General features: G+C 72.0%; 18 protein-coding genes. 6 read left to right on the top strand and 12 right to left on the bottom strand.

Features of this window, described 5'->3' with window-relative positions; genetic code table 11:
- Positions 1 to 49: 49 nt before the first annotated feature.
- Entirely contained in the window at positions 50 to 3,076 is a 3,027-nt protein-coding gene (locus tag AC060L_RS06305; RefSeq protein ID WP_483797512.1) for a UPF0182 family membrane protein, read from the bottom strand.
- A gap of 207 nt (positions 3,077 to 3,283) precedes the next feature.
- Between AC060L_RS06305 and AC060L_RS06300 the strand changes: the two genes are divergently transcribed.
- Positions 3,284 to 3,847 (top strand): PPA1309 family protein, encoded by a 564-nt coding sequence (locus AC060L_RS06300; RefSeq protein ID WP_483797511.1) that lies wholly within the window; start codon positions 3,284 to 3,286, stop codon positions 3,845 to 3,847.
- Between the two features lie 101 nt (positions 3,848 to 3,948).
- On the opposite strand, the gene AC060L_RS06295 is transcribed toward AC060L_RS06300, so the two are convergent.
- The 4 genes from AC060L_RS06295 to AC060L_RS06280 all read right to left on the bottom strand — a co-directional run bounded on the left by AC060L_RS06295 (position 3,949) and on the right by AC060L_RS06280 (position 7,195).
- Positions 3,949 to 5,034, bottom strand: a complete 1,086-nt coding sequence (locus AC060L_RS06295) for a YlbL family protein (protein ID WP_483797510.1) — start codon at positions 5,032 to 5,034, stop codon at positions 3,949 to 3,951.
- Between the two features lie 42 nt (positions 5,035 to 5,076).
- Complete coding sequence (locus tag AC060L_RS06290) at positions 5,077 to 5,307, bottom strand: hypothetical protein (protein ID WP_483797509.1); 231 nt, start codon at positions 5,305 to 5,307, stop codon at positions 5,077 to 5,079.
- Positions 5,308 to 5,462: 155 nt separating this feature from the next.
- Complete coding sequence (locus AC060L_RS06285; protein ID WP_483797508.1) at positions 5,463 to 5,921, bottom strand: molybdenum cofactor biosynthesis protein MoaE; 459 nt, start codon at positions 5,919 to 5,921, stop codon at positions 5,463 to 5,465.
- Positions 5,922 to 6,046: 125 nt separating this feature from the next.
- Positions 6,047 to 7,195 carry an NAD-dependent epimerase/dehydratase family protein gene (locus AC060L_RS06280; RefSeq protein WP_483797507.1) on the bottom strand — a complete coding sequence of 383 codons (1,149 nt, stop codon included), beginning with the start codon at positions 7,193 to 7,195 and terminating at the stop codon, positions 6,047 to 6,049.
- A 235-nt stretch (positions 7,196 to 7,430) separates the two neighbouring features.
- Between AC060L_RS06280 and AC060L_RS06275 the strand changes: the two genes are divergently transcribed.
- A complete protein-coding gene (locus AC060L_RS06275; RefSeq protein WP_483797506.1) occupies positions 7,431 to 8,993 on the top strand; it encodes a zinc-dependent metalloprotease in 1,563 nt (520 codons plus the stop codon).
- Positions 8,990 to 9,559 (top strand): NUDIX hydrolase, encoded by a 570-nt coding sequence (locus AC060L_RS06270; protein ID WP_483797505.1) that lies wholly within the window; start codon positions 8,990 to 8,992, stop codon positions 9,557 to 9,559. The genes AC060L_RS06275 and AC060L_RS06270 overlap by 4 nt, the downstream gene beginning before the upstream one ends.
- A gap of 65 nt (positions 9,560 to 9,624) precedes the next feature.
- On the opposite strand, the gene AC060L_RS06265 is transcribed toward AC060L_RS06270, so the two are convergent.
- Positions 9,625 to 10,362 (bottom strand): M48 metallopeptidase family protein, encoded by a 738-nt coding sequence (locus AC060L_RS06265; RefSeq protein WP_483797504.1) that lies wholly within the window; start codon positions 10,360 to 10,362, stop codon positions 9,625 to 9,627.
- A gap of 245 nt (positions 10,363 to 10,607) precedes the next feature.
- Here AC060L_RS06265 and AC060L_RS06260 point away from each other — a divergent pair, with 245 nt between their 5' ends.
- Both AC060L_RS06260 and AC060L_RS06255 read left to right on the top strand, forming a co-directional pair.
- Positions 10,608 to 11,783 carry a ThiF family adenylyltransferase gene (locus AC060L_RS06260; RefSeq protein ID WP_483797503.1) on the top strand — a complete coding sequence of 392 codons (1,176 nt, stop codon included), beginning with the start codon at positions 10,608 to 10,610 and terminating at the stop codon, positions 11,781 to 11,783.
- A gap of 271 nt (positions 11,784 to 12,054) precedes the next feature.
- A complete protein-coding gene (locus AC060L_RS06255; protein WP_483797502.1) occupies positions 12,055 to 13,404 on the top strand; it encodes an ABC1 kinase family protein in 1,350 nt (449 codons plus the stop codon).
- A 136-nt stretch (positions 13,405 to 13,540) separates the two neighbouring features.
- On the opposite strand, the gene AC060L_RS06250 is transcribed toward AC060L_RS06255, so the two are convergent.
- The 4 genes from AC060L_RS06250 to AC060L_RS06235 form a co-directional block, all read right to left on the bottom strand.
- Entirely contained in the window at positions 13,541 to 13,930 is a 390-nt protein-coding gene (locus AC060L_RS06250) for a hypothetical protein (RefSeq protein ID WP_483797501.1), read from the bottom strand.
- Positions 13,927 to 14,286, bottom strand: coding sequence for a WhiB family transcriptional regulator (locus tag AC060L_RS06245; protein ID WP_483797743.1), 360 nt, complete (start codon positions 14,284 to 14,286; stop codon positions 13,927 to 13,929). Before AC060L_RS06245 ends, AC060L_RS06250 begins: the two co-directional genes overlap by 4 nt.
- Before the next feature lie 179 nt (positions 14,287 to 14,465).
- On the bottom strand, positions 14,466 to 14,945 hold the full coding sequence (locus AC060L_RS06240; RefSeq protein WP_483797500.1) for a hypothetical protein: 480 nt from the start codon (positions 14,943 to 14,945) through the stop codon (positions 14,466 to 14,468).
- A 285-nt stretch (positions 14,946 to 15,230) separates the two neighbouring features.
- The gene (locus tag AC060L_RS06235; protein WP_483797742.1) at positions 15,231 to 17,498 is read right to left on the bottom strand and encodes an ATP-dependent DNA helicase UvrD2; all 2,268 of its coding nucleotides are present in this window, start codon (positions 17,496 to 17,498) and stop codon (positions 15,231 to 15,233) included.
- Positions 17,499 to 17,758: 260 nt separating this feature from the next.
- On the opposite strand from AC060L_RS06235, the gene AC060L_RS06230 reads away from it, so the two are divergent.
- Positions 17,759 to 18,016 (top strand): mycoredoxin, encoded by a 258-nt coding sequence (locus AC060L_RS06230; protein WP_483797499.1) that lies wholly within the window; start codon positions 17,759 to 17,761, stop codon positions 18,014 to 18,016.
- Positions 18,017 to 18,097: 81 nt separating this feature from the next.
- Here the strand turns inward: AC060L_RS06230 and AC060L_RS06225 are convergent, their stop codons facing one another.
- Together AC060L_RS06225 and nudC are read right to left on the bottom strand one after the other, a co-directional pair.
- Entirely contained in the window at positions 18,098 to 18,946 is an 849-nt protein-coding gene (locus tag AC060L_RS06225; protein WP_483797498.1) for a GntR family transcriptional regulator, read from the bottom strand.
- A gap of 279 nt (positions 18,947 to 19,225) precedes the next feature.
- Positions 19,226 to 20,167 (bottom strand): NAD(+) diphosphatase, encoded by a 942-nt coding sequence (gene nudC / locus AC060L_RS06220; protein WP_483797497.1) that lies wholly within the window; start codon positions 20,165 to 20,167, stop codon positions 19,226 to 19,228.
- Positions 20,168 to 20,184: the final 17 nt, after the last annotated feature.

Raw genomic sequence — 20,184 nt, 5'->3', positions numbered from 1 at the left:
CAGACCGCCGGTCGGACGGCCGGCGCGGGGGCCGCGGCTCGCGGCCGCGCTACGGCGTCGGCGTGGCGCCGGCCGCCCCGCCGGCAGCCGGGCTGGCCGCCTGGCTCGGCGGCGTACTGGGCGCCGTACTGGGCGCCGCCGTGGGCGCTGCGGTGGGCGTGCTGCCGGCTGCCGGGTGCTCGATCGCGTTCACCTCGTTGAGCGCGTTCTGCAGTGCCTGCTGAGCCTGCCCGTAGGCCGTCCAGTTTCCGGACTTGAACGCATTCTGGCTGTCCGAGAACGCCTTCTGTGCATCATCCAACGCCTTCTGCAGCGCCGGCGGAATGCCGGCCGAGCTGCCACCGCTCGGCGGCGTGCTGCTCCCGGTCCCTGCTCCGGTTCCGGTTCCGGTTCCGCTGCCGCTGGGCGCCGTCCCGGTCGCGCCGGGCGCCGCGCCGAGCACCTTGGTCAGCGCATCGCTCAGGTTGTTCTCGAAGGCCACGTTGTCGTTGCCGTACACCGCGAGCACCTTCTGCAGCACGGGGTAGTTCGAGCCGCTGCCCTTGACGTACACCGGCTCGACGTTGAGGAACCCGCCGCCCACCGGCAGCGTCAGCAGGTTGCCGTAGTCCAGGTTCGCGTCACTGCCGTTCTTCAGCAGCGTGATCTGGGTGGCGACCGTCGAGTTGGAGTTGAACTTCGCCTGCACCTGGTTGGGCCCCGGCGTGTTGCTGTCGCTGGGCACCGTCAGGATCCGGATCCGGCCGTAGTCGGGCCCGGGATCCGAGTCCACCGCCATGAAGGCCGCCAGGTTCGGCCGGCCGCTGGGCACGAAGGTGCTGGTCAGCGAGAAGGTCGCGGCGGGCATGTCGGGCATCCGCAGCGTCAGGTAGTACGGCGGCTGGGCCTGGTTGCTGCCGTTGGTCGGGTCGGCCGGCACCTGCCAGATGTCCGTCCCGTTGAAGAAGGCGTTCGGGTCGGTCATGTGGTACATGCCCAGCAGGTCGCGCTGCACCTTGAACAGGTCCTGCGGGTAGCGCAGGTGCGGCAGCAGCGTGGCCGGGATCGCGCTCTTCGGCTCGACCGTGCCCGGGAACGCCTTCATCCAGGTCTTCAGCACCGGGTCGCTGTCGTCCCACTGGTAGAGCGTCACCTTGCCGGTGAACGCGTCGACGGTGGCCTTGACCGAGTTGCGGATGTAGTTGACCTGGTCGGCGTTGCCGACCTCCTGGCCGCGCTCGCTGCTGAGCGAGTCCTTGGTGGCGTCGCCGAGCGTCGTCTTCGACGAGAAGGGGTAGCCGTCGGAGGTCGTGTAGCCGTCCAGCACCCAGGTCAACTGGCCGTTCTGCACGACCGGATAGGCGTCCCCGTCGATCGACAGCCACGGCGCGACCTTGGCCACCCGCTCCTGCGGCGTACGGTCGTAGAGCACCTTGGCGCCGCTGGTGATCGCGCCCGAGTAGAGCATCTGCGGCTCGCTGAACTTCACCGCGTAGGCGGCCCGGGTGAAGGGGTTGTCCAGCGAGACCCCGCTGTCACCGGTGTACTGGTACGTCTGCTCGCCGCCGGCGGCGGTGTTGTCGATCTCGCGGTTGGAGCCGCCGACGATCGAGTACGTCGTGGTGCTCTCGCCGTAGTAGACCCGCTGCTCGTAGTCGCCCAGGCTGCCGGTCGTGGGCAGGCCGGACTCGGTGAAGACCGGCTGGCCGTTCGCGTTGACCTGGTTGCCCTTGGCGGCGACCACGCCGTAGCCGTGGGTGTACTTGAAGTGGTCGTTGATCCAGCTGTGCTGCTGGACGCCCTGCGGGTTGAGCTCACGGACGCCGATCACGGTGTCCTGGACGCCCGCCGGGGTGTTGACGCCTGCCGGCGTGTTGTAGCGGTCCACGTCCAGCGTGGCCGGGAAGCCGTAGTACGAGCGCTGCTGCTCGATCTGCTGGAAGGTCGGCGAGACGATGTTGGGGTCGAGCAGCCGGATGTCGGAGATCGTCTGGCTGTCCGACTGGAGGGTGGTGGGGTCAGCCGTCCCGTTCGGGCTGTACTGCTTGGTCTGGCTGTCCGCGATGCCGTACGCCTGCCTGGTCGCGTCGATGTTCTGCTTGAGGTAGGGCGTCTCCTTGGCCTGCTCGTTCGGCTTGACCTGGAACTGCTGCACCAGCACCGGGTAGAGCCCGCCGATCAGCACCGCCGAGAGCGCCATCAGGCCGAAGCCGATCAGCGCGGGCGCCCAGGTCCGCCGCAGCGGGGTCAGGAAGAAGAGCACCGCGCAGATCAGCGCGACGCAGAACAGGATCGTCTTGGCCGGCAGGAACGCGTTCGCGTCCACGTAGCGCAGGCCGGTGTAGCCCTGAACTCCCTTGTAGGAGCCGGTCTTCACCACCAGTGCGTACCGGTCCAGCCAGTACGCGACCGCCTTCAGCAGCACGAACACGCCCAGCAGCACCGCGAGATGGCCCTGCGCCCCGGCACTGGCCCGGCGCCCCGGCCCCTGCAGCCGGACCCCGCCGTACAGGTAGTGCACCATCAGCGCGGCGACCAGCGAGACCACCACCACGCTGAACGCGAAGCCCAACAGGAACTCGTACCAGGGGAGTTTGAAGGCGTAGAAGGAGACGTCCAGGTGGAACTGGCTGTCCTTCACCCCGAACGGGGTCTCGTTGGTCCACAGCAGCCAGAGCCGCCACTGCCCCGAGGCCGCGACGCCCGCGATCAGACCGACCAGCAGCGAGGCGGCGAGCAGCAGCCACTTGCGGAACGGCGCGATGCCCATCCGGTACCGGTCCAGGCTCTGCTGCTCCACCGACATCGCGGAGAGCGGCGGCCGCAGCCGGTACGCCAGCCAGATGTTCGCGCCGGTGACCAGCGCCATCAGCAGCCCGAAGACCCCGAACAGCGCGGCCTTCGTCCACAGCTCGGTGCGGAAGACCGAGGCGTAGTGGACCGACTTGAACCAGAGCCAGTCCGTCCAGAAACCGGCGAACAGCACGAAGGCCAGGAAGAGCAGGACCAGCACGCCGACGGAGAGCAGCAGGACCTTGGTGCGGCGGGAGGGGGGACCGACTCTTGGGCGGAACCCGGGCCCTCCTCGTTCGGGCATCTGGAATACCAAGGCGGCACCTCTGCTGTTGTAGTCGGTATCGATCGAAGCCGTATCGATCAACTGGTCTGCGCGACTGGTCTGGGCAACTGCGGGGGGCTCTACCCCGAGAGCAACTAAATCAGCCTTTCCCCGAGTTCCCGGGCGCAGGGCACGTTCCGAGCGGGTCAGGCCCGGGGCAGTGCGGCGACATGTGAGGATTGAGGCATGTCCGATGCCCGCAACACCCCCGCCGAAGCCGGCCTGCCGCCGGCCGCGACCCCGCTGACCCGCGCCGCCCTGGAGATCGACGAGTACGTCGCGGGGCTCGGCTGGGACCTGCCCGCCCGCCTGTTCGCCCTGGTCGACAGCGCCAAGCTGCGCCGCAGCGACCCGAAGGTGGCCAAGCAGCTCGGCCTCGACGCCGAACAGGACGGCTCGCTCACCCCGGTCGAGCAGGACGAGCTGCCCGCCGGGATGGCGCTGGACGAGTTCCTCGGCACCATCGCCTGGCCCGACATGGTGTCCGGCTGCGCGCTGGTGGTCGAGCGGCTGATGCTGCCGCCGGGCGCCGAGAAGACCCGCCCGGCGAACGCGACCGAGGCGCAGATCGCCGAGTGGGTGGCCAACCACCCGAGCCGCCAGGAGGTCCGGATCACCGCCGCGGTGCTGCGCGACGGCAAGCGCGAGACGGCGATCCGGCTGCGCGAGAAGGACCTGGCCCGCGAGGTGCTGACCGGCCCCGACCTGGTGCCGGGCCTGACCAAGGCGCTGCTGGCGACCTTCGCCTGAGCCGGGTCGTACTGAACGTGAGAACCCCCTGGCGAGTGCCAGGGGGTTCTCGTGTGCAGAGCGTTCTCGTGTGCAGGGCGTTCTCGTGTGCAGGACGACCGTCAGTGTGCGGTGCAGGACGGCAGGGCCGCGTCGTTGCCCGCCCGGATGTCCCCCAGCGCCTGGAGCGCGCCGCCCAGCGTGTCCACCTTGATCAGCCGCAGCCCGCTCGGGGTGTTCTTGCTCGCCTCGGCGCAGTTGTCGCTCGGCGTGAAGAAGTACCTGGCGCCGGCGTCCCGGGCCGCGATCACCTTCATCGATATCCCGCCGATCGGGCCGACGTTGCCGCCGTCGTCGATGGTGCCGGTGCCCGCCACGAACTTGCCGCCGGTCAGGTCGGTCGGGGTCAGCTTGTCCACGATGCCGAGCGAGAACATCAGGCCGGCGCTCGGCCCGCCGACGTCCTGCAGCCCGATGTCGATCTTGAACGGGTAGGTGTGCGTCACTCCCGGCAGGATGCCGACCATCGCCCGGTTCGGGTCGTCCGGCGCCTTGGTGGTGGTGATCGTCACCTGGCTCTGGTCGGCCGGCGACGGGTTCATGCTGTCCTTGGCGTGCGGGACGACCGTGAAGACCACGTTCTCGCCCGGCTTGTGCTTGGTGACCTGCTTGGCCACCTGGTCCGTGCCGGTGATCTGGACGCCGTCCACCGCGACGATCCGGTCGCCCGCGTGCAGCTTGCCCTCGGACGGGCCGCCGGCCACCACCGAGGCGACGTTCACCTCGGTGCCGACCTGGTAGCCCAGCTGGGTGAGCGCGGCCGCCTTGGCGCTGTCCTGCGAGCTGGCGAACTGCTCGGCGTTCTGCTGCTCGGACTGCTGCTCGGTCGTGCCCTTCGGGTACAGCGTGTCGTGCGGCACCACCAGCACGTCGTCACGCAGCCAGCCGACCACCACCGAGACCAGGCTCGGCTCGTAGTTCGCCCCGGTGACCTCGACCGTCGTCATGTTCAGGTGACCGCTGGTCGGATAGGTCTGGTGCCCGGTGATGCTGATCACCGGGGTGCCGCCCTTGTCCTGTGCACCGAGCGTGTTGTAGGTCGGCCCGGGGCTCAGCTGCGAATACGGCACCGGCAGCAGCACGGAGGCGCAGAGCAGCGCTATGAGCATCAGGGTGGCGGCGAGCATCGTCGCAGAGCGGCGTGGCATGGCACGACAGTACGGGAACCGGCCCCGATGGCGCCCGTCGGGTCAGGAAGAAACGTCCCGGTCGGCGGCACCTTCCGACGCCCTGCTCCTGCCTCCCGACGGAGGCGTCCCCGTGCCGACGGTGCTGCGCTCCATCGCGGCGAGGAAGCGCTGGTGCTCGGCGAGTGAGGCACCGTCTCCGGTGGCCCGCGGCGGCCGGGCCGCCCAGGCCGCCCACATGACGGCGATCACGCCCGCAACGACGGGAATGCCCAGCCAGGCCAGTGCGCCCATGTCAGTCCTCCCAGATCGTCGTGCCTATCAGCACATTAACCGCCTGGTCTGAGAACGTCCGTGAGGCCCGGAGAGTTACGGCCGGATTCGCCCGCGCGCGTTCCAGGGCTCACCCACTCGCGCTTCGGGGCTGCCCCCGCGCGCGTTCCGGGGGCTCAGCAGGAGCCGGCGCCGACCCACTCCTCCTCGCCGTCGGTGAAGACCTGGTGCTTCCAGATCGGCACCTCGTGCTTCAGGTCGTCGATCAGCTTGCGCGCCGCCGCGAAGGCCTCGGCCCGGTGCGGGCAGGAGACGGCGACGATCACCGCGGCATCGGTGATCTCCAGCCGGCCGACCCGGTGCACCGCCGCCAGCGCCCGGACCGGGTAGTCGGCGACCACCTTCTCGGCGATCCGGCGCATCTCCAGCTCGGCGCTCGGGTGGCAGCTGTACTCCAGTGCGGCGACCGACTTGCCGCCGTCGTGGTCGCGGACCGTGCCGACGAAGATCGCGGTACCGCCGGCGGCGTCGTCACCGACCGCCGCGTAGACCTCGTCCAGCGAGAGCGGGGTCTCCCGGACGGCCAGCAGGCGGATGGGGTCGTGGTTCTCGGACATGCCCCCATGATCCGCCATCCGGGGCGGGCTCGGACAATTGTCCGGTCGTCCAAAGCGTTCCCGCCCGGTACTGTCCGGTGTCCGCCGCGACTCCGCGCTGTCCGTCACGCGCCCCGCCCCTCCCCCATTGCAACTACCGCCGGTCAGATCCGCCGCCGCTTGCGGGCCCGGCGCACCAGCGCCGCGGTGCCCACCAGCGCCACCGTCGCGCCCGCCGCGCCCAGGCTGGTCGCGGCCTCCTTGCCACCGAGCCGCCGCCCGGCCACCGCGTGCTTGCCCGAGACCTGGCCGAGCAGTTCGGCCAGCACCTCCTCGTTGCTGAACCGCGGCCGCCAGCCCGCCTCGTGCAGCCGGCTGCCGGAGACCACCCACGGGTACATCGTGTACGCGAGGTCGCCGGCCGGCGCCGGGGTCAGCCCGAGCCGGTGCAGCCGCGCGGCCGTGCCGAGCGCCAGTGCGGCGGGCAGCTCCATCCGGCGGATCCCGGAGAGCTCCTCCACCTCCTCCTGCTCCAGCCAGCCGTCGCAGCCGACCGCCAGCTCGCCCTCGACCAGGCCGAGCGCCGCGTACTCCAGCGCGGCCGCCAGGTCGTCCAGGTGACAGAACTGCCAGCAGGGCCGCGAGCCGGCCACCACGAGCAGCCGGGGCGCCTCGAAGTGCCTGGTCAGCACGGTGTCGACGCCCGGGCCCACGACCACGGCCGGGCGCAGCACGGTGACCTGCAGCCCCGGGTGCACGCCCGGCGCCCGGCGGGCCAGCCGCTCGATCTCCAGCAGGTCGCCGACCAGGCTGGCCTCCTCGGTGGCCCGCAGCTCGGAGTCCTCGGCCAGCGGCACCTCGTTGTCCGGCAGCGCGCCGTAGACCATCGCGGAGGTGCAGAGCACCACCCGGTGCACGCCGGCGGCCGCGGCGGCGGTCAGCACCGTCTGCGCGCCGCGCACGTTGTAGGCGCTGCGGGCACGGGCATCCGACTCCATACCGAGGTCCATCGCCAGGTGCACCACGACGTCCACCCCGCGCAGCCGCTCGGCCACCGCCGGATCGCGCACGTCGAGCACCCGCCACTGCACGCCGGGGGTCTCGCCGCGCCGGTCGTCGATGGCCAGCACCCGGCGCACCGCGGGCGACCCGACCAGCCGGGACACCAGCCGTTCACCGAGCACGCCGGCGGCGCCGGTGACGGCGACGATGAGCGGCGGACCGCCGTAGGCTGGGTGCACGGACCCAGGGGCCACCTGGGCCTCCTCGCCTCCGGTCAGCCCAGAGCGAACGTCCGAAGGCGGGGAACTCACCGGGCATCCTCCACGGTTAGCTTATGTGCGTACGTACGAGTGTCACGCACGGTCCATCCTGCCCGAGGAGTGGGCCCGGCGGCGCACCCGGCACGGGCGAGCCCGTCCGAAGCCGGCCGGCACCCGGCGTTCCCGGCCGTTGTCCCCTATCTTGCTGTGCTTCACCCGTTGTTCTCCCCACCACTTGCTTTCCCGCCACTCCACCCGCGTGACGGCCGACCAGATCGAGGAACCTGTGAGCGACCTCCCCTTCGGATTCGGTAAGCCGCCTGAGGAGCCGGAGAACGGCAAGGACGGCGAGAACGGCGAGAACGCCAAGCAGGGCGACCAGGGCGCCGCCGGGCAGTCCGGCGACCAGCCGGCCCAGCAGATGCCCTTCGGCTTCGGCGCCAACCCGTTCGGCGCGCTCTTCGGCATGGGCGGCCAGAACGGCGGCGCCGGCGACAACCCGTTCGCCGCCATGATGGGCGGCATGAACCCGGGTGACCTGGGCGCCGCCTTCCAGCAGCTCGGCCAGATGCTGTCGTTCGACGGCGGACCGGTCAACTGGCAGCTGGCCAAGGACATCGCGCGGCAGAGTGTGGTCGCCGAGCCGGCCGAGGGCAAGACGAAGGACCGCTCGGTCAGCGCGACCGAGCGCTCCTCGGTCGAGGAGTCGGTCCGGCTCGCCGAGCTCTGGCTGGACTCCGCCACCGAGTTCGCGTCCTCCTCCGCCGGCGCGGTCGCCTGGAGCCGTGCCGAGTGGATCGAGGCCACCCTGCCGGTCTGGCAGGAGCTGGTCGATCCGGTCGCCGAGCGGGTCGGCAACGCCATGGGCGGCGTGCTGCCCGAGGAGATGCAGGCGATGGCCGGGCCGCTGATGGGCGTGATGCGCTCGATGGGCGGCGCGATGTTCGGCACCCAGATCGGGCAGGCGCTCGGCGCGCTGGCCTCCGAGGTGCTCGGCTCGACCGACGTCGGCCTGCCGCTCGCGCCGACCGGCAAGGCCGCGCTGCTGCCGCAGAACATCGCCGAGTTCGGCGAGGGCCTGAGCGTGCCGGCCGAGGAGGTGCGGCTCTACCTGGCCCTGCGCGAGGCCGCCCACCAGCGGCTCTTCACGCACGTGCCGTGGCTGCGGGCGCACCTGTTCGGCGCGGTCGAGGCCTATGCCCGGGGCATCAAGGTCGACACCTCCCGGATGGAGGAGCTGATGGGCCGGCTCGACCTGGAGAACCCGGAGGCACTCCAGGACGCGCTGGCCGGCGGGCTGCTGCAGCCCGAGGACACGCCGGAGCAGAAGGCCGCGCTCGCCCGGCTGGAGACCGCGCTGGCCCTCGTCGAAGGCTGGGTGGACGCGGTGGTGCACGCCGCCGCCGAACCGCACCTGCCGCAGGCCGGCGCGCTGCGCGAGACGCTGCGCCGCCGCCGCGCGACCGGCGGGCCGGCCGAGCAGACCTTCGCCACGCTGGTCGGCCTGGAGCTGCGCCCGCGCCGACTGCGCGACGCCTCCCGGCTGTGGGCCTCGCTGGCCGACGCGCGCGGCCTGGAGGGCCGTGACGCGCTCTGGCAGCACCCCGACATGCTGCCGACCGCCGCCGACCTGGACGACCCGGACGGCTTCGTGCACCCGGGCGGCGACGAGTCGGCCGAGGGCGGGCTCGACTTCGCGGCCTTCGACAAGCTGCTCGGCGAGGCTGCGGCTGGCGGCCGGACGGCCGCCGACGAGAAGCCCACCGCCGAGGAGCCCACCGCCGAGGAGAAGCCGGCCGCCGACGAGCAGCCTGGTGCCGACGAGAAGAAGGACGACACCGAGCAGTGATCCACGCCGACGCGATCAGCACGCTGGAGACCTGGGCCCCGGCCGACGCCACCCAGGACCAGCTGCGCCGTGACTACCTGGCGCACCTGGCGGACCATCAGGACGGCCTGTGGAAGTCCTGCCTGCCCGCCCACATCACGGCCAGCGCCGCCGTGATCGACCCGGCCGCCGGCCGGGTGCTGCTGACCCTGCACCCCAAGGTCGGGCTCTGGCTCCAGATGGGCGGCCACTGCGAGCCCGAGGACGAGACGCTCGCGGCGGCCGCGCTGCGCGAGGCCACCGAGGAGTCCGGCATCGAGGGCCTGACCCTGCTGACGGCGGACGGTGACGGCGGGCGCCCGATGCCGGTGCAGCTCGACCGGCACCAGGTGTACTGCAACGGCAAGGACCAGCCGGAGAACAGCCACCTGGACGTGCAGTTCGTCGCGCTGGCGCCGCCCGGCGCGCAGGAGCAGATCAGCGAGGAGTCGCTGGACCTGCGCTGGTTCGACTACGACGAGCTGCCCGACCTGACCGACGATCCGCTGCGGCGGCTGGTCGCGCTGGCGGCGAAGCTCACCGGCTGACGGGTTGACCGACTGCGGCTGACCGCCCGTCCCTGGGTCTGAGGACAGGCCCTGGCGACGGGCGGTCAGCCGCAGATCTCGGTGTCGCCCTCGCTCGGGGCGGGCAGCGCACCGCCGCGGGCGCCCGGGATGTGCGGCAGCCGGGCCGCCGAGGCCACCCCTTCGAGGTAGCCGCGGGCCCGCTCGGTGCGCGGGTACGACTCCAGCAGCGCCCAGAAGCGGGGGCCGTGGTCGGGGACCAGCAGGTGCGCGAGCTCGTGCAGCAGCACGTAGTCCAGCACGTACTCGGGCATCCCCTGGAGCCGGTGCGAGAGCCTGATGGTGCGTTCGCTGGGGGTGCAGGAACCCCAGCGGGAGTTCTGGTTGGTGACCCAGCGGACCTGGTCCGGGCGGGCCCGGCCGCCGAGGTAGCCCGCCGACAGCCGGGCGGCCCGCTCGGCCAGCGCGTCGTCCCCGAGCGCTCGCCGGCTCTCCTGGGCGGCCAGCCGGTCGAGCATCTGGGCCACCCAGCGCTGCTCCTCGGCGAGTGACATCCGGGCCGGGATCAGGACGATCGTGCGATCGCCCTCGCGGTAGGCGGAGACCGTGCGGCTGCGCCGGGCACTGCGGCGGACCTCCACCGGGCCGTGCTGACCGTGCTGGCCGTGTTGCCCATGCTGCGCCTGCTGACCCGGTGCGGCATGCTGTGACGGCGCTGCGTGCTGACTTGTCCCGCGCCTACCGGACGTCGCGACTCCAGACCCGGCCGCTGGACGGGCACGCCGAGGCGACGCCGATGGCTGGGAGTCCCGTTCGGCTGCCATGGCACACGACGTTACCCGGTGGCACTGACAGAAGTCCGCTGCCCCGGCCGAATTGTTCTCAACACCGATCGTGAACGGAATGGCGATCTCGAATGATCGTCAGACCGTATCCACAGGGTTGTGGATAACCGGCTTGGCGAATTCTCGCAGTTGAGGCACGCTTTCCCTACTCAAAGTCGTCACTCGACTTCTTTCGGTGACTCGCCATTCATCATGGCGGAGCCCGAGGGGAATGGAGACGTGCCATGCGCCCGATGCTCAAGCCGGCCCTGTCCCGCGCCTGGCGGGACCAGGTGACGCTGCAGTTCGGCACCGTCCCTGCCCTGGCCCGCCTGGTGCCGCAGGCGGACGACCGGTTCTGTGCGTTCCTCGCCCTGCTGGACGGCGCGCGGGACGGCCCGCAGCTCGCCGAGGCCGGCCAGGGCCTGGGGCTGGCCCCCGACTACGTCACCGAGGCGCTGCACTCACTCGAACAGGCCGGGCTGCTGGACGACGCGCGGGCGGTCGAGGAGGAGCTGGCCGTGCTGCCGCCGAGCAGACGCGAGTTGCTCGGGCCCGATCTCGCCTCGCTCTCGCTGCTCCACCCCGAGCCGGGCGGCGGCGCACGGGCGCTGGCCCGGCGGACCGGCCGGTGGGTGCAGGTGCGCGGCGCCGGCCGGGTCGGCGCGGCGGTCGCGGCGGTGCTCGCGGCGGGCGGCGTCGGCCGGGTCGAGGTCCTGGACCAGGGGCGGGTGCTGCCCGGGGACTGCGCGCCCGCCGGCATTCCGGCCCAGGAGGCCGGCCGACTGCGCAGCAGCGCGGCCCGCGAGGCGGTGCGCCGGGCGGCCGGACTCCCGCCGGGCGGCCCGCCGGAGCGCTCGGCGGGCCGGCCGGCACGCCCCTCGACGCAAGCCTCGTCACAGCCCTCTCCGCAGTCCTCGGCACAGCTCTCGGCACAGCCCTCGGGACAGCGGGGCCGGGCCGGCGGGGAGCCGCCGCCGGACCTGGTCGTGCTGGCCCCGCGCGACGGCAGCGGCGCGTTCGCCGGCGATGCCGCCGAGGCGCAGCGGCTGATGCGGGCCGGGATCCCGCACCTCTACGTCGGGGTGGTCGAACACCTGGGCGTGGTCGGCCCGCTGGTGCTGCCGGGCGCCTCGGCCTGCGGCCGCTGCGTCTCGCTCGCCCGCACCGACCAGGACTCCGCCTGGCCCGCACTCCTCGCCCAGCTGGCCGCCGAGGGCCCGGGCCGGCCGCGCGAGCCCGCCTGTGACGGCGCGGTCGCCACCGCGCTGGCGGGCCTGGCCGGGCTGCACGCGCTGCTCCTGCTGGACGGCGAGCGCCCGCCGAGTGTGGACGGCTGGTGCGAGGTCTCCGCGGCCGACGGCATGGTCCGCCGGCTGCGGCTGCCCCCGCACACCGAATGCGGCTGCTTCTGGCGCTGAGCCGGCCGCCCGCCCGGCCCGCCGCGAGCCACGGCTGCTCCGTATCCAACCGTCCGACTGCGGAGACGCCGACTGGAATCCCACCCTCCGGGCTCCGGTCGGGCCTTGAGGGGAACGGGGCACAATGGCCTAGTGACCGCCGTCCCCTGTCACCGCAGCCGTGGTGACTGTCGGTCCACGCATTCGAGGGAGGCCCGGGTGAGCGATCTTCCGCGCAAGGCTGTGACCCGCACCGCAAGGCTCGCGGCCCTGCTCGCCCCGGGGGTGGCCCATGTCTGACATGCCGCGCAAGGCGGTGTCCCGCACGGCGCGGCTCGCGGCGCTGCCGCTGAGCTTCGCCGGCCGGGCGACCCTCGGCCTCGGGAAGCGGCTCGGCGGTCGCCCCGCCGAGGAGGTCTCCGCGGAGCTGCAGCAGCAGACGGCGGAGCAGCTGTTCGCCACGCTCGGAAAGCTGAAGGGGGGTGCCATGAAATTCGGCCAGGCCATGTCCGTCTTCGAGTCGGCACTCCCGGAGGACGTGGCGGGGCCCTATCGGGCGGCGCTCACCAAACTGCAGGACTCCGCCCCCGCGATGCCGACCCGGACGGTCCACTCCGTCCTGGCCGCACAGCTGGGCGCGGACTGGAAATCGAATTTCCGGTCCTTTTCCGACGAGCCGTCAGCAGCGGCCTCGATCGGTCAGGTCCACAAGGCGGTCTGGCAGGACGGCCGAACCGTCGCGGTGAAAATCCAGTACCCCGGAGCAGGCGACGCCCTGCTGACCGATCTCGGCCAGTTGGCCCGACTGGCGAAGGTGCTCGGGCCGCTGATTCCGGGGATGGACATCAAACCCCTCATTGCCGAGCTGCGAGAGCGGGTCACCGAGGAGCTGGACTACGAGCTCGAGGCCGAGGCACAGCAGCGGCACGCCGACGAGTTCGCCGGGGACCCCGACATCTCGGTGCCCGGGGTGGTCGCCCAGGCGGGACAGATCCTGGTCACCGAATGGATGGACGGCAAGCCCCTCTCCCAGGTGATCACCTCCGGCACCAAGGCCGAGCGGGACCGCGCCGGTCAGTTGCTCTCGCGGTTCCTCTTCGCCGGCCCGGCCCGCACCGGCCTGCTGCACGCCGACCCGCACCCCGGGAACTTCCGGCTGCTCAAGACCTCGCGGTCGGCCGGCTCCTGGAAGCTCGGGGTCCTGGACTTCGGAACCGTCGACCGGCTGCCGGGCGGACTGCCGACTCCCATCGGCACCTGCCTCCGCCTCGCCCTCGCCGGAGACGCGGGAGCGGTCTACGACTCGCTCAAGCAGGAGGGTTTCGTCCGCCCGACCATCACCTTGGACCCGGATGCGGTGCTGGACTACCTGCTGCCCATCATCGAACCCACCAGAGCGGCCGAGTTCACCTTCACCAGGGAGTGGATGCGGACGCAGGCCGCGCGCATCGCCGACCCGCGCTCCCCGGCCTACAACCTCGGCAAGCAGCTGAACCTCCCGCCGTCGTACCTGCTGATCCACCGCGTCACGCTGAGCACCATCGGTGTGCTCTGCCAGCTCGGCGCCACCGTCAGACTGCACGACGAGCTCACCCAGTGGCTGCCGGGGTTCGTCGAAGAGGCGCCGGCACCGCGGAGCTGACGCACGGCAGAGCTGACACACGGCAGGGCTGACACACAAACACGACTGTGCCCGGGTCCCCCCTCGACAGGGGACCCGGGCACAGTCGTGTCAGCCTCAGGTGCAGCGGGTGCGGAGCGTGCCGGGGCCGGAAGGCCTACATGACGGCCGTCGCCAGCACCTTGCGGGCGCGCAGCGAGGCGCGCTCGGCCTTGCGGCGGAGCCTGCCGACCTGGACGGCGCGCAGCACCAGGCGTTGGTGCTCAGCCTCGTGGATGCGTTCTTGCATATGGGCACGGGCCAGGTTTTCCTGCATGAGATGCATTTCCAGGGTCCTGTTCTGGATCGAAAGTTCAGTGGTCTGCTCGGCGCGGGCGGAGCGCCCTGCGGTGATCGGCATGTTGTGGTCCTGCTCGTGGTGCGTGGTCGGGTAGGTGGTTTTCACCGCGGCATCGGCCTGGGCAAGGGCGATGCGGACGGAATGGCGCAGTGCGCCGTCCGCCGGGGGGCAATCCCGGTGGACTGAAGCTGCTCCGGACGGGTTCATGCGACGACCTCGGTCTTGCGCGGGCGGCCACGCGGCCGCTTGCGGGCCACCACGACGCCCTGCACGAAGAGCTCGCCACCCCAGACACCCCATGGCTCACGCCGGTCGAGGGCGCCCACGAGGCAGGCCTCCTTCACCGGGCAGGTGCCGCAGAGGGACTTCGCGTACTCCACGTCGGCCGGGGTCTCGGCGAAGAAGACCTCCGGGTCGAAGGAGCGGCACGGGATGGGAGCGCCGAGCGTCTCGGCGTCGTCGAGCGCGGTGATCTGCATGAGGGAACCTTCCGGGGGAGGGAACTGGGCGGGCACGGCCTGGGTCGGCGATGTCGGCGGTACGGACGGGGTGGGCGGTGTGATGACCGTGGACACTGGTGGCGTCTTCCTCGTCTGGAGTTCTGGTTCCTGACCGGCGGACTGGTGGGCCGGTCAGGAGGCCCCGAGGGGCCTGGTGGTCTGTCGTACCGGACAAAACAAGAGGGCCGCGGATCCCGGTGTACGGGTTCCGCGGCCCTGGAAAGCTGCCGACCTGAGGGTGCTCAGGTTCGCTCTCTCCAGGGTTCAGGCCCGCGGAAGGCCCGGTTCCGGACGGCTTCGGCGCCGTTAAAGGCGGCCTCAGCCAGGTTGATCAGCTGCTCGTCCTGCTTCGGGGCGGCTCCGGCACCGACGACCTGCAGATAGGCGCCATGCTTGGCCGCCGCATCCACTGCCTTCGGTGCCTTGGTCGGTCGTCCGCCACGCATCACACGCGCGGAGTCACCATCGACCGCGACCCATCCGAGGGACAGACCGGTCCCGACACCCGTGCTGAGGCCGGCATCGGTCATGACACTGGTACGCAGGGCACCGGTGGTAATGACGGAGGCGACAGCGACAGAGGTGGTGTCGAGGACCAGACCACCGCAGACACCGGTCAGCGAGACTCCGCCCGCGGGGACACCCGCGGAGCAGAGACGCAGCGAAACGGAAGCGGCAACAGCGGCCTGGCCAGTCAGTTTGTTGCTCAGCTGGTTCTTCACGTGTCGTCGCCTCCTCTCGGCGTCTCGCGGTTCCCGGTTCCCCGGGCTCCGATGTTCGGATATAGGTCGGTCGAGCGCTCCTGCGGTGAAGCAGAAGGTGGTGCCGTCATGCAGGGCGCCCCACGTGTGGTCGCAGGGCTGAGCCGCACCAGGTGTGATCCCGAGCGGTTCGCGGTCGCGTCTCCTTGACCGCTCCGGCAGGCTATTGCGCTTCGTGCACAGCGCGCAAACTATTTTTCCGGCGAGTTTCGGGAGTGCTTCCCGAACCCCTCCGGCGCGCGGCTCTCACGCCTCGTCCGCAGCGGAGTCCTCGGCGGTCTCACCCGACGGATCGGCGGCCTCGGCGTGCTCCGCCCCGGCCTGCTCCTCCTCGGGCTCCTCCCCCGCACACAACGACAGCACGGCGGCGCCGTACTTGTCCAGCTTCATGGCACCGACGCCTGAGATCAGTGTCAGCTCCGAGGTCGAGGCCGGTGCGTCCTCGGCGATCGCCATCAGCGTCGCGTCGGTGAAGATCACGTAGGCCGGCACGCCCTGCTTCTTGGCCTGGCGGGACCGCCACTCGCGCAAGCGCTCGTACAGGCCCTCGTCCATCGAGGACGGGCAGTCCTCGCAGCGGCGCAGCTTGCGCTCCACAGCCTCGGTGAGGGTCTTCCCGCAGACCCGGCACTTGACCGGTCCGCGCGGCGCCCGGCGCCCCGCGGAGCGCTCCGCACCGCCCTCCACGCCGCCGCGCCCGCCCCCCGCGCCGAAGCGGGCGCCGGGTGCGCCGGAGCCCGGCCGCAGGCCGTCCAGGAACCGGGTGGGCTTGCGGCTCGCCCGGCCGCCCGGCGAGCGCGAGAGCGCCCAGGAGAGCGAGAGGTGCGCCCGCGCCCGGGTCACCCCGACGTAGAGCAGCCGGCGCTCCTCCTCCAGTTGCTCGTCGGTCTTGGCGTAGATGATCGGCAGCGTGCCCTCGGTCAGGCCGACCAGGAACACGGCGTCCCACTCCAGGCCCTTGGCGGCGTGCAGCGAGGCCAGCGTGACGCCCTCCACGGCCGGCGCGTGCTGGGCGGCGGCGCGGGCGTCCAGCTCGGCGACGTAGGCCGCCAGGTCGGCCGGCTCGCCCGCCGCGCGGCGGCCCGCCTCGAACTCCTCGGCGAGCCGGACCAGCGCGGCCAGCGACTCCCAGCGCTCGCGCACCGCGCCCGAACCGGCCGGCGGGGTCGCCGTGAAGCCGCGGGTGGCCAGCACCGCGCGGACCTGGGCGGCCAGGTCGGGCGCGTCGGCGGTCAGCGGGTCGTTGCCGGCCCGCGCCGCGCCGCGCAGCAGCAGCCCGGCCTCGCGCACCTCGGGCCGCTCGAAGAACCGCTCGGCGCCCTTCAGCTGGTACGAGAGCCCGAGGTCGGCCAGTGCCTGCTCGTAGACCTCGGACTGGCCGTTGGTCCGGAACAGCACGGCGATCTCGCTGGCCCGCACCCCCTGGGCGAGCAGCTCCTTGATCCGGTGCGCGGTGCTCTCGGCCTCGGTCGGCTCGTCCGCGTACTCGACGTAGACCGGCTCGGGGCCGGCCTCGCGCTGCGAGACGAGCTCCAGCCGGTGCTGGGCGGCCGCGCCGCGCGCCTGGGCGAGCAGCCCGTTCGCCAGGTGCACCACCTGCGGGGTGGAGCGGTAGTCGCGGACCAGCTTCACCACGGTCGCGTCCGGGTGCTTGGTGCGGAAGTTCAGCAGGTAGTCCGGGGTGGCCCCGGTGAAGGAGTAGATGGTCTGGCTGGCGTCGCCGACCACGCACAGGCTCGCGCCGGAGCCGCCGCCGGTCCACTGGTCGAGCAGCCGCTGCTGGAGCGGCGAGACGTCCTGGTACTCGTCGACGGTGAAGTGCCGGTACTGGCCGCGCACCCGCTCGGCGATCTCCGGGCGGTCCTCCAGGATCGCGGCGGTGAGCAGCAGCACGTCCTCGAAGTCGATCACGTTGCGGTCGCGCTTGGTCTGCTCGTAGGTCGCGTAGACCCGGGCGATCTCGGCAGGGTCCCGCGGCGCGTCGCGGCCGGCCTTTAGCACGGCCACCGGGTAGTCGTCCGGCACGATCTGGGTGACCTTGGCCCACTCGATCTCGCTGGTCAGGTCGCGCAGTTCGGTGCGCTGCACGCGCAGGCCGGTGCGCCCGGCCGCCTCGGCGACCAGCTGCACCTTGCGCTCCAGCAGCCGCGGCACCTCGCCACCGACCGCGCGCGGCCAGAAGTACTGGAGCTGGCGCAGCGCGGCGGAGTGGAAGGTCCGGGCCTGCACGCCGTCCGCGCCGAGCTGGCGCAGCCGCCCGCGCATCTCGCCGGCGGCGCGCGCGGTGAACGTGACGGCCAGCACCTGCTGCGGCTGGAAGACGCCGCTGCGCACGCCGTAGGCGATCCGGTGGGTGATCGCCCGGGTCTTGCCGGTGCCGGCGCCGGCCAGCACGCAGACCGGTCCGGCCAGCGCGGTGGCCACCGCCCGCTGCTCGGGGTCGAGCCCGGCCAGCACCGCGTCCGGGTCGGCCGGGCGCCCGCCGTAGCCGGACGGACCGTCGAAACCGCCCATGGTCAAGAGCTCTTCCTGCATGGGCTCCATCCTCTCAGCCCGCCGGGTGGAGTGGCCCGGTGCTGCCATCCTGGCACCCGGCTCGGACATATCGGCACGCGTTGTCCACAGGCCTGGTATGACGATCAGCTCTGCCGACCTGACGATCCGCTCTGCCGGTCTGCTCTGCCGATCGGCCTGGTACCGGCCACGGAATGCCGCGGCCCCTCGCGTACGTTGTCCCCGCGGAGAACCTCACCGGCGAAGAAGGAGCCTTTTCGATGTCCGGCACTGTCACGATGTACAGCACGACCTGGTGCGGCTACTGCCAGCGGCTGAAGAGCCAGCTGACCCGCGAGGGCATTGCCTACACCGAGATCAACATCGAAGAGGACCCCGCCTCCGCGGCGTACGTCGAGTCGGTGAACGGCGGCAACCAGGTCGTGCCGACCGTCCAGGTGGTCCCGGTGAACGGCGGCGAGCCGGTCACCATGACCAACCCGAGCCTGCGCCAGGTCCAGGCCGCGCTCGCGAGCTGACCCGGCACCACACACCGGCCCGGCGTCCCTGACCCAGGGAGGCCGGGCCGGTTCGCGATCCCCGGCGCCGCGCCCGATCGGTCAGGATCTCGGACGGGCGCCGAGTTCGCCGAGCCCGTAGACCAGGCGACAGCGGTCGGCCGAGTAGCGGCTCTCGATCACCCGGACCGGGCCGCGGGCGTCGTAGGTGACCCGGGTCTGGACCATCAGCGGGACCCCGGGGCCACTCTGGAACCACTGGGCCTCCTCCGGCCCGGGCATCCGGGCGACCAGCTGGTCCACCGCACCGATCTCGATCCGGCCGAGCCCGGCCAGCACCACCTCGTCGCCGCCGGGCACCGGATCGGGCTCCATCAGCGCGGTGCCGGCCGCCAGCCCGGCCCGGTAGTGGCTCTCCTCGATCGAGTACGGCTCGCGGTCCAGCAGCCGCAGCTGGCGCCGGACCACCACCGCCTCGCCGGGCCGCAGCCCGAGCCGCTCGGCGATGTCCACCCGGGCCCGCACGATCAGCATCTCGAACTCGACCGTGAGCACCCGGCCGGCCTCGTCCGCCTCCTCGTTGTAGATCTCGGTGGGCGCCGCCAGCCCGGCCGGATCGTCCTGGTCGTGCGCGGCGCCGCGCTGGGCCGGCAGCTTCGCGGCGGCCGGCCACGGATCGGTCAGCGGCGGCCCGTACGCGCGGTGGTCGAGCACCGGATGCTCGCGCAGGAAGGTGCCCTTGCCCTGGAGCCGGACCAGCCGGCCTTCGTTGACCAGCACGTCCACCGCGAGCCGCACGGTGTTGCGGGCCACGCCGTACTGGTGCTCCAGCTCGGACTCCACCGGCAGCGCGACGCCGGGACGCCACTCGCCGGCCGCGATCCGCCGGCGCAGATCGGCGGCCAGCCGCTGGTACTTGGGAGAGGTAGCGCTTCCGCTGGGGATGGTCACCCTGGGAATGTAGCGATTACGCCCAGGGCGTTTCAGCTAAACGGACCACAATTGGCCAGAATTGGGGACCCCGGCGATTCAGCGGACCGCCGCGCCGATCAAGGCGGGGTCAATCACGATCGAATTCCATGGTTTCCTGATCGCCGGACCCTCCCGACCCAGGCCCCCCATCGGCACCCGAAGAACCACCCTGACCTGCGAAGGAACCGCCGGCAAGCAGAGCGAAAGGGGGCGTACGGCAATTCCCGTACGCCCCCTGAGTAATTTCGCGCCGCGTGACTACCAGCGCGCCGTACTCGGCATCGGCTCGCCGTACCAGCGCTCGATCAGGTGCCTGGCGATCGAGATCCCGGACGGCGAAACGATCTCGCCGGATTCCATCCCCACCCGCAGGTCCTCCCGGGAGAACCAGCGGGCCTCGGAGAGCTCCTCACCGTCCACCGTGATCTGCTCGCCGCCCGGCGCGACCTTGCCCATGAAGCCGAGCATCAGACTGGCCGGGAACGGCCACGGCTGGCTGGCCACGTAGGAGACCTCGCCGACCCGCACGCCGGCCTCCTCGAAGACCTCGCGGGCGACCGTCTGCTCGATCGACTCGCCGGGCTCGACGAAACCGGCCAGCGTGGACCAGCGGCCCTCCGGCCAGAGTGCCTGGCGGCCGAGCAGGCAGCGGTCCTGCTCGTCGGTGATCAGCATGATCACCGCCGGGTCGGTGCGCGGGTAGTGCTCGGCCGCGCAGGACGTGCAGCGACGCAGGTGGCCGGCACCGGCCTTCTCGGTCGGGTGCCCGCAGCGCGAGCAGAAGCTGTGCAGCCGGTGCCAGTGCTCCAGCGCCACCGCGTGCACCAGCAGCCCGGCGTCCCGGTCGGAGAGCGTCCCGCCGACCTCGCGCAGCCCGGCCGGACGGGCGTCGCCGTCCAGTCGCCCGGGCAGCGTCTCGCCGGCCAGCGCGAAGTACGCGACGCCCTCCTCGTCGATGCCCAGGAAGTACCGGTCACCGGTCTGCGGCGCCTCGAAGGAGGGCAGCAGCACCAGCTCGGTGCCGGACTCGGTGTCCACCACGAAGGCCTCACCGCCGGCGATCGGCAGCACCTTGGTGCTCGGGTGGCTCCAGGCGGCGGCCAGCCACGGCTCGTCCAGCCGGTGGTGGGCCGCGCGCTCTACGCCGGCCTGGGCCAGGGCGAGCGCGAGCGGCTGCTCGGTGTCGGGTGACGTCGTCATGCGCTGATCTCCCCGTT

The organism is Kitasatospora sp. NEAU-69, assembly GCF_057158765.1.
Note: the sequence above shows the minus strand (reverse complement) of the source record. Positions and strands in the feature narration are given on the sequence as shown.

Coding starts and splice junctions, on each gene's coding strand:
- AC060L_RS06305 (WP_483797512.1), bottom strand. CDS start 3,076: ATGCCCGAACGAGGAGGGCCCGGGTTCCGCCCAAGAGTCGGTCCCCCC.
- AC060L_RS06300 (WP_483797511.1), top strand. CDS start 3,284: ATGTCCGATGCCCGCAACACCCCCGCCGAAGCCGGCCTGCCGCCGGCC.
- AC060L_RS06295 (WP_483797510.1), bottom strand. CDS start 5,034: ATGCCACGCCGCTCTGCGACGATGCTCGCCGCCACCCTGATGCTCATA.
- AC060L_RS06290 (WP_483797509.1), bottom strand. CDS start 5,307: ATGGGCGCACTGGCCTGGCTGGGCATTCCCGTCGTTGCGGGCGTGATC.
- AC060L_RS06285 (WP_483797508.1), bottom strand. CDS start 5,921: ATGGCGGATCATGGGGGCATGTCCGAGAACCACGACCCCATCCGCCTG.
- AC060L_RS06265 (WP_483797504.1), bottom strand. CDS start 10,362: ATGGCAGCCGAACGGGACTCCCAGCCATCGGCGTCGCCTCGGCGTGCC.
- AC060L_RS06260 (WP_483797503.1), top strand. CDS start 10,608: ATGCGCCCGATGCTCAAGCCGGCCCTGTCCCGCGCCTGGCGGGACCAG.
- AC060L_RS06255 (WP_483797502.1), top strand. CDS start 12,055: ATGTCTGACATGCCGCGCAAGGCGGTGTCCCGCACGGCGCGGCTCGCG.
- AC060L_RS06250 (WP_483797501.1), bottom strand. CDS start 13,930: ATGAACCCGTCCGGAGCAGCTTCAGTCCACCGGGATTGCCCCCCGGCG.
- AC060L_RS06235 (WP_483797742.1), bottom strand. CDS start 17,498: ATGGGCGGTTTCGACGGTCCGTCCGGCTACGGCGGGCGCCCGGCCGAC.
- AC060L_RS06230 (WP_483797499.1), top strand. CDS start 17,759: ATGTCCGGCACTGTCACGATGTACAGCACGACCTGGTGCGGCTACTGC.
- nudC (WP_483797497.1), bottom strand. CDS start 20,167: ATGACGACGTCACCCGACACCGAGCAGCCGCTCGCGCTCGCCCTGGCC.